Origin of the sequence: Staphylococcus sp. MI 10-1553, from assembly GCF_010365305.1 — a bacterium.
Classification (GTDB): Bacteria; Bacillota; Bacilli; order Staphylococcales; family Staphylococcaceae; genus Staphylococcus.
Genome location: NZ_CP048279.1, coordinates 2,445,033 through 2,460,091, shown reverse-complemented (window position 1 = coordinate 2,460,091; position 15,059 = coordinate 2,445,033). Strand labels below are relative to the sequence as shown.

12 protein-coding genes are annotated in these 15,059 nt (G+C 34.6%); 8 read left to right on the top strand and 4 right to left on the bottom strand.

Annotated features, from left to right (window positions below; all coding sequences use genetic code 11):
• Nucleotides 1-251: 251 nt before the first annotated feature.
• Nucleotides 252-995 carry a M50 family metallopeptidase gene (locus GZH82_RS11605; RefSeq protein WP_162682617.1) on the bottom strand — a complete coding sequence of 248 codons (744 nt, stop codon included), beginning with the start codon at nucleotides 993-995 and terminating at the stop codon, nucleotides 252-254.
• A gap of 73 nt (nucleotides 996-1,068) precedes the next feature.
• Entirely contained in the window at nucleotides 1,069-1,626 is a 558-nt protein-coding gene (locus GZH82_RS11600; protein WP_162682616.1) for a sugar O-acetyltransferase, read from the bottom strand.
• A gap of 234 nt (nucleotides 1,627-1,860) precedes the next feature.
• Between GZH82_RS11600 and tarA the strand changes: the two genes are divergently transcribed.
• On the top strand, nucleotides 1,861-2,682 hold the full coding sequence (gene tarA / locus GZH82_RS11595; RefSeq protein WP_162682615.1) for an N-acetylglucosaminyldiphosphoundecaprenol N-acetyl-beta-D-mannosaminyltransferase TarA: 822 nt from the start codon (nucleotides 1,861-1,863) through the stop codon (nucleotides 2,680-2,682).
• Nucleotides 2,683-2,892: 210 nt separating this feature from the next.
• Here the strand turns inward: tarA and tagH are convergent, their stop codons facing one another.
• On the bottom strand, nucleotides 2,893-3,687 hold the full coding sequence (tagH, locus tag GZH82_RS11590) for a teichoic acids export ABC transporter ATP-binding subunit TagH (protein WP_162682614.1): 795 nt from the start codon (nucleotides 3,685-3,687) through the stop codon (nucleotides 2,893-2,895).
• 279 nt (nucleotides 3,688-3,966) lie between these two features.
• On the opposite strand from tagH, the gene GZH82_RS11585 reads away from it, so the two are divergent.
• The 6 genes from GZH82_RS11585 to GZH82_RS11560 all read left to right on the top strand — a co-directional run bounded on the left by GZH82_RS11585 (nucleotide 3,967) and on the right by GZH82_RS11560 (nucleotide 11,364).
• Nucleotides 3,967-4,770, top strand: a complete 804-nt coding sequence (locus tag GZH82_RS11585; protein ID WP_096540255.1) for an ABC transporter permease — start codon at nucleotides 3,967-3,969, stop codon at nucleotides 4,768-4,770.
• Between the two features lie 74 nt (nucleotides 4,771-4,844).
• Nucleotides 4,845-5,936 (top strand): teichoic acid glycerol-phosphate primase TarB, encoded by a 1,092-nt coding sequence (gene tarB, locus GZH82_RS11580; RefSeq protein ID WP_162682613.1) that lies wholly within the window; start codon nucleotides 4,845-4,847, stop codon nucleotides 5,934-5,936.
• Nucleotides 5,937-6,029: 93 nt separating this feature from the next.
• A complete protein-coding gene (gene tagD / locus GZH82_RS11575) occupies nucleotides 6,030-6,428 on the top strand; it encodes a glycerol-3-phosphate cytidylyltransferase (RefSeq protein WP_162682612.1) in 399 nt (132 codons plus the stop codon).
• A 754-nt stretch (nucleotides 6,429-7,182) separates the two neighbouring features.
• Nucleotides 7,183-8,541, top strand: coding sequence for a tetratricopeptide repeat protein (locus GZH82_RS14370; protein ID WP_238989573.1), 1,359 nt, complete (start codon nucleotides 7,183-7,185; stop codon nucleotides 8,539-8,541).
• Nucleotides 8,538-9,743 carry an MFS transporter gene (locus tag GZH82_RS11565; RefSeq protein ID WP_238989572.1) on the top strand — a complete coding sequence of 402 codons (1,206 nt, stop codon included), beginning with the start codon at nucleotides 8,538-8,540 and terminating at the stop codon, nucleotides 9,741-9,743. Before GZH82_RS14370 ends, GZH82_RS11565 begins: the two co-directional genes overlap by 4 nt.
• Nucleotides 9,733-11,364, top strand: a complete 1,632-nt coding sequence (locus GZH82_RS11560) for an alpha/beta hydrolase family protein (protein ID WP_162682610.1) — start codon at nucleotides 9,733-9,735, stop codon at nucleotides 11,362-11,364. Before GZH82_RS11565 ends, GZH82_RS11560 begins: the two co-directional genes overlap by 11 nt.
• 202 nt (nucleotides 11,365-11,566) lie before the next feature.
• Here GZH82_RS11560 and pbp4 read toward each other — a convergent pair whose 3' ends face one another.
• Nucleotides 11,567-12,844, bottom strand: coding sequence for a penicillin-binding protein PBP4 (gene pbp4, locus GZH82_RS11555; protein WP_162682609.1), 1,278 nt, complete (start codon nucleotides 12,842-12,844; stop codon nucleotides 11,567-11,569).
• Nucleotides 12,845-13,118: 274 nt separating this feature from the next.
• On the opposite strand from pbp4, the gene GZH82_RS11550 reads away from it, so the two are divergent.
• A complete protein-coding gene (locus GZH82_RS11550; RefSeq protein WP_162682608.1) occupies nucleotides 13,119-14,861 on the top strand; it encodes an ABC transporter ATP-binding protein in 1,743 nt (580 codons plus the stop codon).
• The last annotated feature ends 198 nt before the right edge of the window (nucleotides 14,862-15,059 follow it).

The following is a 15,059-nucleotide window of genomic DNA, read 5'->3' as shown; positions in this document are numbered from 1 at the left end:
TACCACGATGTTACACATGAGATTTCTGTACTGCGCCCAAAACCCAATTCGGCTTCCATCTAGTGTACCTTTCAATTAAGCCGAATTGAGTTGAGGCAAGTCCCCTAGGAACGTGAGCTCATGACGGCAATTGTGAAATTCAAAATGGTTATCAATGAGGAGAATTAGATTAAAATATATTAATTTCAGATAACCAAAAATTTTTATGTCCCAGCCCCTATCCTACTCATGGACTTAAGATTCATCAATAACTAGAGAAGTACATGTTGAATAAAGTAATAAATGGCTAAAAAATTCACGATGATCCATAAGATTGAAAAGAAAACAGTTGGCAGTTTCGTCAACATTTTTAATGCTGTGCCATCCCATTCAGGCTGAGGGCGTGCGAATGTCAGTTGCACAATCGTAATCGTCGACTGAATAATTTCGCCTAACAGTGTCCCAAGTATGAAATGGTAAACAAACATATAAATCAATGAGTAGTTCGTTAAGTTTTCAGACTGTATACCTAAATAGCCAATCAGTATTAAAAAGGCAATGATGAGTAACGGAACACCTTTTCTTGAAGTTTTCCATGTAAAGTAAATGAAAACAAGAATATACAGCATAATAAACAATGCGCCTTGTCCCTTACTTTGGATATACAAACCTAAAATAAACATGATAGGCGACATGAGATAACCGCCCAATGTTGTGATGATATGGCCTGAACGGCTTCTACTAGCGGTGACAGCATAACCTTGTTGACCTGTTGCGTTACGTTCACGTCTCGTTGCGACAACGACAAAATCTCGTATACGCCCACCTGATAAGCGATTAAATAGCACATGGCCAAATTCATGCGTTAAGACTGGAATATAATTCAGTGCAATGTCTAATAATGAAAAAATAGGACGGTATGCATAATGGCGGCTTACGAGGTAGAGGCCAGTGATACATAGAAGTAAAATGAATGAAATAGGGATAGGTGAAGTAATCCACGAATATCCGTGCATAGATGTCAATCCTTTCGCAAAACTTATCTTCCATTATAACGGGTTTATTGCGACTGAACTATAGACTTAAGTCCTAAAGTGTATCGTCCAGTTGACGTATCACTTTTGCAGGATTACCCGCGACAACAGTATATGTAGGCACATCACGTGTCACGACACTCCCAGCGGCAACGGTAGCGCCCTGATGCACTGTGACGCCGGGTAGGATGAGCGCACCTGCACCGATCCATACATCATCTTCAATAGTAATTTTTTGTCCTTGCTCAATCCCTATACGGCGCTCTGCAGGATCAAGAGGATGATTGACAGTAATCAGTTGCACGTTTGGCCCGATTTTGACGTTATTGCCGATAAAAATAGGTGCAATATCAAGCCATGTATTGTGCGTATTCACATAAACATTGTCGCCTAAATGAATATTGTAACCGTAGTCGAAATAGAACGGTGGCTCAATGTAACAATGCTGTTGTACGTGACCTAACATGCGCGTCAAGTACTGCTCGCGTTGTGCGATGTCGGTCATCGCATTGTAAGTGTTACGAGCTGATGCCGCTTGTTGACGGTCATGTACGAGTGTCGCATCGCTTGGATAATAAGGTAATTCATTGATCATTTTTTCTTTTTCAGTCATTGGAGCACTTCCTTCCCAATGGTGTCGACTTGATTGATACTATCCGTATAATAAGCAAATACCTAAAATATTAAACACAGTGTATCATAATCTCGGACTTTGGAATGAACTTTCAATAAAAAGTATGGTTTAGCTTGATTTTGGTGTAAAATGTGTTAAAGTAACATCAATATATTGTAAATACCATGTAAAACAAATTGAATTGAAACTAAATGAAAGATTGAAGGTGAGACTATGGTTAAAGTATTGCCTACTGGTCATCATGAGGGTACTTTTCCTAGTCGTGACACTACAGTAGAGGAAACATATACGTTTAAAGAAAAAAAAGCGCAAGTCCAAGTGATGAATGTGATGTTTGATAATGTCACATTGATGGACATGCATCAAAATATTTTAAAATATATGCATACTGTAACGAAACATAATTTATTTATTGTGACGGCTAACCCAGAAATCGTCCATTATGCATCAGAAAACCCATTATATGCACAAATGTTGAAGCAAGCAGATTTTATCGTTCCAGATGGTACAGGCATTGTTAAAGCTGCTCGGATATTAGGTCAACCTTTACAAGAACGTGTGCCGGGTATTGAAGTTATGGAAACATGTTTAAATATTGCAGATTTAGAGCACAAAAAAGTGTTTTTACTTGGCGCGACGTCACCAGTTGTTGAAAAGGCTGCACGACGCATTCAACGTCAGTACCCACATATCGACATCCAAACACATCACGGATTTATCGATATTACCGATCAAAACGTCATCGAACAAGTACGTGATTTTAACCCGGACTTTATTTTTGTAGGTATGGGCTATCCGAAGCAAGAACAATGGATTCAACATAACCGTCATCATTTCGACCATACATTGATGATGGGTGTGGGCGGTTCGATCGATGTTTATAGTGGTGAAGTGAAACGCGCACCGTACGTATGGAGAGCGATGAATTTAGAATGGGCCTACCGTGCATTGACAGATATTAAGCGAATTCACCGTTTGAAAAGAATTCCTAAGTTTGTCGTCGGTGTGTATAAACAAAAGTATTTAGGCAAATAGTATAGATTATCATAGAGCGTGTCAGACCATTTCAATTGTTATTAGAAGTGGGATGAAGCGCTCTTTTTTGTTAAGTTCACATAAAATACAAAAAATGAGGCATAGTCTCAGTTGAAATGGGGTAAAAGTTCACTGCATCGACCACGAGACCAATAGATTCATCGTGACTGATGCAGTGTGGATTGAAGTCATTAAGCGTATGCGGAAAAGTTATTTGACGACAAAGCGATTTTCATCTAAAGCTTGACGAAATGCTTTTTGTTCTGCAGTCGATTTTTTCTTGAAATCTTTCAAAAAGGCTTCATATTTAGGAAGGACGTCTTCCACAGAACCGAAATCTTTAAGTTGTCCTGCTTCAATCCAAGCAATTTTCGTACAAAACTCTTTCACTTGGCGTAAGTTGTGGCTGACAAAGAAGATTGTTTTTTCATCTTCTTTAAATTCATAAATCTTTTTCAAACTCTTTTGGGTAAACGTTTGGTCACCCACAGACAACGCTTCGTCAATGACAAGAATTTCTGGATTGATTGTCGCACTAATGGAAAAGCCGAGTTTCGAACGCATCCCGCTTGAATATTTTTTTACGGGTTGATAAATAAACTCACCTAATTCGCTAAATTCGACAATTTCAGGTGTGAGTGCTTTAATTTCATTTTTTTTAAAGCCCATGCACAACATTTTGAACTCAATATTTTCCATACCTGTTAAGTTGCCATTGAGTCCGGCGTTAATTGCGATGACACTTACATCGCCAATTTTATCAATATGCCCATGTGTCGGTGTGAGCGAACCACCAATCATATTACTCAATGTCGATTTACCGGAGCCATTAATCCCGACTAAACCGATAACATCACCCGCGTAGGCTTGGAATGTGACATCTTTGAGTGCATAAAATGTTTTGTTTTTATGTTTTGGCCATATAGCATCTTTAATACGTTCTTTATTATTACGATAAATACGATATTCTTTAGTCACTTCGTTAATACTGACAGTTGGATTCATCTGTGAACAGTCCTTACATTGATAATATTGAAATGAAATTTGGTTTTTGCTTCCATCATCTTATGTCTATACATTATAATATATTACTAAGTGGTTGTTAAATTTGTGGAGCTATTGTAAAGTATTATGGATACAATGTATTTAATTCTACTTAAATCAACTTAGCTTTTCAATTAAAGAATAGGCGATGAGACATACTAGGTCAAATATTAATTGCACAATAGCACTTTGGTGATTGGCACTAGATGGATTATCCAGCATGTGAAAGCGTGGTAAATTATGAATTCTGTTATTACCGTAATGAAAGAACATTTTAAAAGTTTTTATCTGATTCAGCGGTTAGCACAATTCCAGCTTAAGATTTCAAATCATAATAACTATCTCGGATTTGCTTGGGAGATCATTAATCCTGTGATACAAATTATGGTTTACTGGTTTGTCTTCGGTTTTGGGATCAGAAGTAACCACCCGATTGATGGCGTGCCTTTTATTTATTGGTTGCTCGTCGGTATTAGTATGTGGTTCTTCATTAATCAAGGTATTTTAGAGGGAACAAAATCGATAACCATGAAATATGGACAGGTGGCGAAAATGAATTTCCCACTTTCTATCATTCCGACATACATCGTCACAAGTAAACTGTATGGGCACATGATGCTTGTGGTAGCTATTGTTATTTTATGTACAGTGAGTGGTATTACACCAACGATTTATATTCTTCAACTGTTCATTTATATCCCGTTTGCGTTTTGTTTGACGGCATCAGTAACACTCCTAACATCAACATTAGGCGTGCTTGTCCGTGATACGCAAATGGCAATGCAAGCTTTATTAAGGGTTCTTTTCTATGCTTCACCGATTCTTTGGACACCTCCAGCAGGATCGTTAGCAGAAAAGATTTTAATGTTTAACCCTATTTATTTTGTAGCGGAGAGTTACCGTGCAGCGATACTATTTCACGAATGGTATTTTATTACGCATTGGGAACTGGCACTATACAATGTGTGCGTTACAGCGATGTTATTTATTATTGGTTCGATGTTACATATGCGCTACAGAGATCACTTCGCAGATTTTATGTAATGAGAACAGTCCCTCAATACATTAGATTTGTGTTGAGGGTTTTGTTTTAAATAACATTTTAGGGTGGTGAAGAAATGATGCGTTATTATATCAAAGCATTCTATATTTGTATGGTCGCGTGTTTAAGTCGCCTGTACAGTTCATTACGTATCGATAGAAAACATATTGTCTTTTTAATGACTTTTAAAGAAGACCAATTACCAATTATATATCAACTGAGTCAACGCGGTTTTAACATTACCGTTTTTGCAAAGCCTAAAGATTTTCACTATTTAGAAAATAGAAAACATATTATGTATTATCCTTTGAAGCAATCTTCAATTTTAAAGCAGTTAGCCGTATTAGCTACCGCAAAAGTGGTGTTTATTGACACTTATTATTTAATCATGGCAGGATGGCGCAAAAAAGAAGGCCAAACAGTCATTCAAACGTGGCATGCGGCAGGTGCATTGAAGAAGTTTGGTTTAGAGGACCATTCAGTAGATTTGAATCAAAAGGAACATGTTGACCAATATTGCGCAGTGTATCAAGCGACAGATAAATACTTAGTTGGTGGTCAACAGATGGCAGATTGCTTTGAAAAGGCGTTCGGGGCACGTTATGAACAGTTGCTCAGTTTTGGGAGTCCGAGATTAACGACATACCGACACATCGATCGACAAGCACATCAGCAAAAACTCAAAGCACAATTAGGCATTCAAAACAAAGTCGCTGTCTATTTACCCACTTATCGTGAAGGCGGACAAACGAACCGTACGATTGACAAAGAAACATTTGAGACTGCGGTGCCTGGTTACACGTTGTTGAGTAAATATCATCCTACCGTTTCCGCATCGGCAGAAAATATTAAAATGTGTACGCTTGATCTTGTTATATTGGCAGATTTAATTATTACGGATTACAGTTCTTTAGCGATAGAAGCAAGCATTGTAAATACGCCAACTTTATTTTACGTTTACGATGAGGCGGAATATGAAATAGTACGAGGGCTCAACAAGTATTATTATGATATTCCCCAAGAATATAAAGCTTATGACGAGCACACATTGTACGAACGTATCAATGAAGGACAATTACAACCATTATTCCAAAAATGGCATCAATATAATACAAGTGAAAGCTTAAATCAAGTGGTCAATTATGTAGAAAAACTCGTGCGAATTTAGCGTAAACACCGGATATTTTTAGGAATTGGAAAATGTTTATGCTATAATTCTACAAAATGAAGAAAATATTAAAAATGTTAAGGAGGTGTAAAGATGAAACGTGTCATTACATATGGAACGTATGATCTTTTACACTATGGACATATTGAATTACTGAGACGTGCACGTGAAATGGGGGATTACCTCGTTGTAGCACTCTCAAGTGATGAATTCAACCGCATTAAAAACAAAAAATCATATTACAACTTTGAACAACGTAAAATGATGTTGGAATCAATCCGTTACGTTGACCTCGTCATTCCTGAAAATGATTGGGAACAAAAAGAAATGGACGTTGAGAAGTATGAAATCGATACTTTTGTTATGGGTCATGACTGGGAAGGTGAATTCGATTTCTTAAAAGATAAATGTGAAGTGATTTACTTGAAGCGTACGGAAGGTATTTCTACGACACAAATCAAACAAGAATTATACGGTAAAGACGCAAAATAATATGAATAAAAATGGGGCGAAAGTGTGAGGGGATCATATTTTCGGTCCGTTTTTGTTTGGTTGTTGATATGAAGTTTAAGTCGTATAAACACGCCAAAAAATAAAGGACAGAGAAGCTTTGAGCGTTTTCTATTACCATTCATTTACAATGTCTGCTTTGTAGTCTATCTTCAGGAATAAAGTACGAAGTCTAACACAAATTAAATCAATCTAAACTGAGGATCCATGTTGATGACAGTAAATGTTCGAAAGTGAACCTACATAAGTGAGCGTTTTTTCTTAAAGGAGTTACAAGGCTATGTTCTCTCTCATTCACGATACTGATACATAATTAAATAAATCTTATAATACTATTTGTAAAATATTTCATCTAGTGATATATTATTAAAAAGAAGCTCGCGAAATACTTTTTAATAATATAACGGGGTGATGGTTATGAAATTGGTTAAAAAAGCACCAAAAGCTAAAAATTCAAAATTTTCAGTCATGTATTCAGGGAAAGTCGTAAAGTAATAACTTTATAAAATTGAAGTTGAAAAAAGGAAAAAAGCTTCTCATATCAAAAAGAAGCTTTTTCTTTTTGATACTTAAAGGAGAAAAGGGATGTTGAATGAAAATCTTATTAAAATGTTATTCTAATGATTTAGTTAACTTTCAACTATTACGATTGTTTATGCACCGAATAAGTTTCGAACCAAGAAAAAATTTTGAATATCAATTGTATTCACTTATGGATCCTATAACAAAAAATAAAATGAATTATTACGGAAGTTTAACTGATAAACAAAATTACTCGAATCAACTCAGGTTTTCGACTAAAGCTCGGATTGAACGTTATATTTCTTATAATTTACTGGCAATTAAAAATAGGTTTAAAGAACCTATAGATTTATATATATATCATAAAGGACAAATAGATGTGGGCTCTAATATATTTTTAGAGATTTATAGAAAATATGAAATAGGAAATATATATTTTGAAAACCTTGTTCAAGAAGAATATTATAAAGACTATTTAGAGAAGGTAGTAAAAGACGCACTTAATGAAAATAAGTATGAAGCTTATGATATAGCATTAAAATTTTTGAGTGTCGGTGATGGATGGACAGCTATTAATATTATTAAAAATTTAATAGACGAAAAAAATGAAAATGACTGTTACTATTATGATTTGGGAATTGCATATACTCAGATAGGAGAAACAGAAAGAGCGGAATATTATCTTACAAAAAGTAAGGAAAGTTTAAGTGAAGATAGACAAATAGATTCTAACTATGCGCTTGCAATGTTATATGCTAGGCATCACCCTATTTTTTTGAAATCTGATAAACTTGCTGAAAAACTACTTAACGAAGCCTATTCTTGTTTTTCTGATAGTGAGATTAATTTTTACAAAATTTTTAATAGAAATGGGTTCGCATTATTATTGTATAAAAGAAATGAAATAGAAAAAGCAATACAATTATTAAAAGTTGCCATTAAAGAAATTTCTACTAATAAATTATCTAAATTAGATAACTCTTTTCATGAGAGTGTATTAACCTACAATTTAATTCAATGTTATATGAAGATTAATTCAATAGAAGATGTTAAATTGGGTTTCGAAAAACTTTTGAAAATGGATCCGCTTTTTTTAGAAAATCATTTAGAATATGCCAACTTTCTTATAAAAATTAAAGATTATAAAAATGCTTTTAATCATCTCCAAATTGCACTAAATTTCAATCCTTATGTGCCAGAGATTCATTCTTTATTAGGGATATATTATTTAAATTTGAATTACTTACCTGAATCTAAAGAACATTTTCATCAATCTTATATTTACTCTGGTAAAGAAGTGGACTTTTTATATGATTATTGTTTTGTGTTAAATGAATTAGAGGAATACAATAAAACAACTGAACTTGTTAATGAAAATGTGTTAAATGAAGTAGCATCGGATGAGGAAGTTTATATTGACTTAGTCATTTTATTAGTAGAAGCCTATCTCAACACCGATCATATTACAAAAGCAATTGATATTTTTGAAAAGGGGTGTAACAAATACCCTCATAACGATTTATTGAAGCAAAATAAAGATAATTTAATATCTGTTAAAAGGGAGTCGAAATGATGAAACTGTTGAATACATTAAGAAAATTCCCTTCAGCTCAAAAATTTTTGTGGTTTAGTATATTTTTCTATTTCTCAATGTACCTTTCAAAAACGATACATGCGTTATGGTTTGAAGAAAACCAGGCTTTAACCTCATTTGGCTTCTCATATACGATGATGGCAATTGCGGGGATACTCTCCTTTTTTACAGGGAAATTGGGTGATAAGATTTCACCTCACTTTGCATTAAGACTTGGTGTGACCGTTTATGCAGTTGGTTTAGCATTAAGGGTGTTCACACATTCTTTTTGGATTGCAGGATTATCTGGTTTTATTGCAGGGTTAGGGGCTTCGCTTGTGATTATCTCCATGCGATTTTGGATTGTGTCTTTAGGTACAGAAGAAGAACGTCCAGCTTTTGTCTCAATAAGTGAAATGGGCAATCATACAGGGATTATGATTGGAACATCTCTATCAGGTATTCTAGTGTGGTTGTTTTCATACTTAGTTAAAGCACCTATGGCATATGTGCTGATTTTGGCGGCGATGTGCTGTTTGTTAACTACTTTTTTAGTGCCTAAATTCCCTAAAAAAGTAACGGAAGCTGAGGAAAATCAGACGCATTTTAAAAAGCCTTTAACAGAATACAAGATATTGATTATTGGAATAGTGATTTTAGGTTTTATTGCAGGGATGTCAGTCAGTTTAATTAGTCCTTTCATTCCAGTTATTTTAAAGCATCAAGGTATATCGGTGTCACTGATAGGGATATTTATAGCGATGATTAGTTTAACGGCTATTATTGCAGCACCTATATATGCGAGTAAAAATGTTAGCCGCTATAAACAATGGATTTTTTTTATAAGTGAACTCGTTGCAGGTCTATTACTTTTAATGTTTTTAACGTCGTTACCAAGTTTAATCATATTGTTGATTTTAGTGTTTAGGGCATTTTTATATACTGGATCGGCAATCGCACAAGAGTTGATAGAATTAGAACTTTTTCCTAAACCTCACTTAGGCTTCTTTTTTGGGTTATCACAATCTTCATTTTTTATAGGAGATACCCTGGGAGGTACGTTTGGCGGTTATTTATACAATATGTCTATCACGATTGCATTAATCATATGTACATCGCTATTAGTATTCAATGCTTTTCTATTGCCATTATTCTTCACTGCTATGAAAAGACATTATAAGGAAGGGGGGAGTGTTCATTAATAGTCGTTTTGGTAATCCTATACTATTGGCTTTCTCAGATGAAAATAAACCAATATTTTTGTCTGAGAATAAAATTATATGTGATAAAGAAAGTATTGAAAAATTGGACAATTATTTTTTAGGTTTCTTTTCATTGAAGACTAAGCCGAAGTTTCTCATTATAAGTTCAATTAAAAATACTTTAGTTGTAAAGGAGTACAGTTTAAATTTTTCAGAACTTAAAGTGCGCAACATAAATATTGAGGATATTGATATTCGTATTGTACAAGATTTATATATGGATATAGATGAAAATGTGCTCTATATCGTTTATCAAGACATTAACAATAATTGCAACACACTGGCCATTTTAAAAGATAATTACACAGTATGTACGAATACTTTATGCTTAAGTTATGATATAGAGACTTTCTTTAATTCTAGTTTTTTTCTAATATCTAATGATAGACCCGGTTTTGGTAAAGCGGCAAAAGTTATTGATATTAACTTTAATATACTATTTGAATGTGATAGATTTCTCTCTTATTCTTCAAACTATTTTCTTTTCTTAATAGAGTATAATGAATATGAAGTAATTGTATTGAAAAATATGCAAAATAATAAAATAATATTATCTAAACGTTACAATGAGCCTATTATAAATGCCCATCTATTAGAAAGTGAATATATTGTTTTATTACTTAATAAGGGTAAGGAAATAATGGTTGACATTATTTCAATAAAAATGGGAGGAACGATTAAGGTTCGTGAACTTCACAACTGTAATATAGAAATACATTCTGTGAACAGTAATTATATCACTATCAAAGGTACAAGTATGAAGGAAGGGATTAAGTGGGGGTATATTGACAAAAATGGAACTGTTTTTTTTAATCATAACAAAAATAAAAGAGAAAAAATAAATACAGATTATTTTTCTAAACCGTATCCTATAACTGTACATAAACCCTTAGAAAGTAAGCCTCAAAAACTTTTATTTTCGTTACATGGCGGTCCTGAATCTTTTGAATTTGATGATTTACGTTATTATGATTTATACAGTGAAGCAATTAAAAAGGAAACAGCTATAGTTGTGCTAAATTATTATGGTTCTGCATATCAGAATTATAGTAGTAGAAAAAAAGCATGGAAGAATTGGATGAATGTCATAAGAATAACAATAGACGTTATAAAAGAATTTCAAAATGTGTTTCATATTAAAGATTCAGATATTATTTTAATAGGAGGGAGTTTTGGGGCTGCCCTTGCTTTGCTAATAGCTGCTAATTTAAATATAAAAATCAATAAAGTTATTGCTATAGCACCTTTAATGAATTTAAGTCATCATTTAAAAAAGGTATCGTCTGAAGAAAGTGAATGGTTCAATGAAAGGTTTAGTGTAGAAGAAATACAAACAATTTTTAATTGGAAAAATTTTATTAACGATATTAAAACAGAAGTTTACATTATCCAAGGTGACAACGATAGTGTACTGGATTATAGAGATACATTGGAAGCTGTAAAATATGCAAATAAAAATCATTTACCTTGGACTTTATTCACAGAAGTTAATGTTGATCATGTGCCGTTGACTGATGAGCAAAGGAAAAATAGATTTATGTTGATAAATGATTTGATATAAAATTTCAAAAAAATTGCATCATAAAAAAGGGGATATGTGTAAAATCATCACATTCTACGCATATCCACTTTATTTGTTATTTGTTCTTATCGCATTATAAAGTCGGTCCATTTTTGGTTGCTCAGCTGCTATACTGAAAAACAGATTAGAAGTCGCAAGTTTAATAATTATCGTATTAACAAATCAATGGAAATCGCGATTTTTATTTTCTAAAAAGCAATTTCAACAATCGACGTAAAATAAATGCAAGGATGAGTACAATGACGAGAAATGCGAGTGTCGTCAATACTGGAAATGCATGCCAACTTGAGACTACTACAGATTTAGATTCATAGATGAACGGATTTTCAACTTTTACTGTTGGGGGTCCGTCGTTTTTCGTAATAAACTTCCGTGGATAATCGAGATGCACTTGACTATCTTTGACGACAAGATCATAAGGTTCAGACATGTCTTTTGGCACGACATCGTATAAATCTTCTGTCACATAGTACGATTTCCCATCAATTTTATGTTTACCTTTAGATAATATCTTTTTATAGTCATATTGTGAAAAAGTATAGTTAATGGCGCTCGCACTCATCATGTTACGCTGTTTCTCGCCACCTAGATGTTTATAATCTCCAGCGCCCATAATAATATGAAAAATGCGGAATTTCCCACGTTTTGTCGTTAATGAGTTGTTATAGTCTGCAATGTCACTCGAACCCGTTTTCAACCCATCTGTGCCAGGTAAACTCATATTGCCACCTTCTAACAAATCGTTAAAGGTATAGTATGTGACACCGTGTTGTGTCGGTGCAATTTGTTTAGTGAAATACAAAATTTTAGGTGTGTCTTTAACAACATGCTGGGCAAGAATGGCATAGTCGCGTGCTGAAGATGTTGAAGATGGTTCGTGTTGATATTTCTTTGGTGCGAATTCCAATAATAAGCGGTTTTCTGCACCAGTAGGATTCACATAGTGGGTGTGCGTCATACCTAGAGATTTGGCAGTGTCATTCATTTTATCGACAAAGTCTGATGTGTTATCTGAAACTTGATTGGCTAAAATCAGTGCAGCTGCGTTACTTGAAGCGGAGACTGTAATCTGAAGCAATTCTGCAATGGTGTATGTTTCACCAGGATAAAGTTTCGTATTACTCAACTCTGGTAAGGTGGACATCCGGTAATGTTGGTCAGTGATTTGGACCGTGTCGTTTAAAGATAATTTCTTTTCTTTGACGGCTTGTAACGTTAAGTACATTGTCATGAGTTTGGTCATAGAAGCAGGATACCATTGTTGTTCACTTTGAAACTCGTACAAAATTTGTCCTGTTTGACTGATGTTAATCATGCCCTCAGGTTGATAAGCCCACGTGACAGGATAACCACTTTGTTGTGCAAGTTCAACCGGTGTGGGTGTATATGCACGTGCAAAAGGTGTTATAATAGTGGAAGCGAAGAATACAACCACAATGGATAATATTATTTTTTTCATATGTATTCCCTCAATCTAAAAAACTATAAATGATAAACAACACGATTCATTTTACCACAAAGTTTGTCGTTTATAAATGTTAATGCAGAGTGATATGATGGGCGTGAGAGAAGATATGAAACTGAGTTGAGCCGTTGTGGTCACTTTGAGAACAATCTGTTGAAGGGTAAAAGTAGAGGTAATCGTAAATGCAGTAAGACTGACTTCAGAGTGAACGGAGACTGAAGGGTGTCTTATGGCATCACTATAACGAAAATAAAAGAGGTATGAAGTTATGAAAGCACGTAACCCACTTGTATTTTTATTAAAGAAAATTTCATGGCCAGTGGGACTGATTGTTGTGGCCGTGACGATTGCTTCATTAGGTAGTTTGACCGGATTATTAGTGCCTTTGTTTACAGGGCAGGTGGTCGACAAATTTACTTTTGAATCGATTAGTCCCGTATTTATCATCGCATTAGTAGCGGTATTTTTAGTGAATGCCGTGTTAAGTGGTTTCGGTTACTATTTACTTAATAAAATAGGCGAAAAAATTATTTACGCGATTCGTTCCGTGTTATGGGACCATATTATCCACTTAAAAATGCCGTTTTTTGATAAAAATGAGAGCGGACAATTGATGAGTCGTTTAACAGATGATACGAAAGTAATTAATGATTTTATATCACAAAAGTTACCAGGATTTTTCCCCTCGGTGATTACACTAATCGGGTCATTAATTATGTTGTTCGTCTTGGATTGGCAAATGACACTCCTTACATTTATTACCATTCCTATATTTATATTAGTGATGGTGCCGCTCGGTAAAATTATGCAAAAAATATCAACGAATACGCAAACTGAAATTGCAAATTTTAGTGGGCTACTCGGGCGTGTATTGACAGAAATGCGTTTAGTTAAAGTGGCCAATACTGAGAAACTAGAATTGGATAAGGCACATAGTAACCTTAAAAAGATTTATGACTTAGGACTGAAACAAGCAAAAATTGCTGCCGTCGTTCAACCTATTTCAGGGATTATCATGCTGATTACAATTGGTATTATTTTAGGTTTTGGAGGTATGCGTATTGCTTCGGGCGCGATTTCAGCGGGGACACTCGTGGCGATGATTTTTTACGTTTTAAATTTATCCATGCCTTTGATTAACCTTTCTACATTAGTGACGGATTATAAAAAAGCAGTAGGGGCGAGTCAACGTATTTATGAAATCTTACATGAACCACTTGAAGATATCGCCGCACCGAATTTACTAGATGAGATTTCGACTGGAGACTTGAAATTCGATCATGTCTACTTTGGATATGATGATACACCGGTACTTAAAGATGTGTCATTTAATGTATTGCGTGGTGAAGTAACCGCTTTTGTGGGGCCTTCTGGTTCAGGTAAAAGTACATTGTTCAGTTTGATTGAACGGATGTATGAGGTTGATCAAGGTGGCATTTATTATGATGGTACTTCAATTGATGCACTGTCGTTAACAGATTGGCGTAGAAAAATCGGTTACGTCATGCAAAGTAATGCGATGATGAACGGAACGATACGCGATAATATTTTATACGGTGTAGATCGAGAAGTATCTGAAGAAGAATTGATTCACTATGCCAAACTTGCGAACTGTCATGAATTCATTATGGAATTTGAACAAGGTTACGACACAATCGTTGGGGAACGCGGCTTGAAACTGTCAGGGGGTCAACGTCAGCGCATCGATATTGCACGAAGCTTTGTGAAAAATCCTGACATTCTCTTATTAGACGAGGCAACCGCAAACTTAGATAGTGAAAGTGAGCGTAAAATCCAAGAAGCATTAGATATTTTAATGGAAAACCGTACGACAATCGTCATTGCGCACCGTCTCTCTACAATTAAAAAAGCGGGTCAGATTATTTTCTTAGACCACGGAGAAGTTACAGGCAAAGGGCGTCATGAAGAATTAATGCAAACTCACACGATGTATCAGCAATTTGTTGAAACACAAAATTTAACACAGCATCGAGAAGTAACAGAACAATAACAAAACAATAACAAAAAGACTGGGTATATGGAACCACTTGAAGTAGTGCGTTTTCAACCCAGTCTTTTCGCTTTTTAATTTTGCACACGTATATCACTTAAAAAGAAGATAGGAAAAGGTAACGAATGAAAAGTGAACATATATGCATAAATAGTAGTTGAGTTCATTAGATGATAATCGGTGCAATAGTTAAAGGTA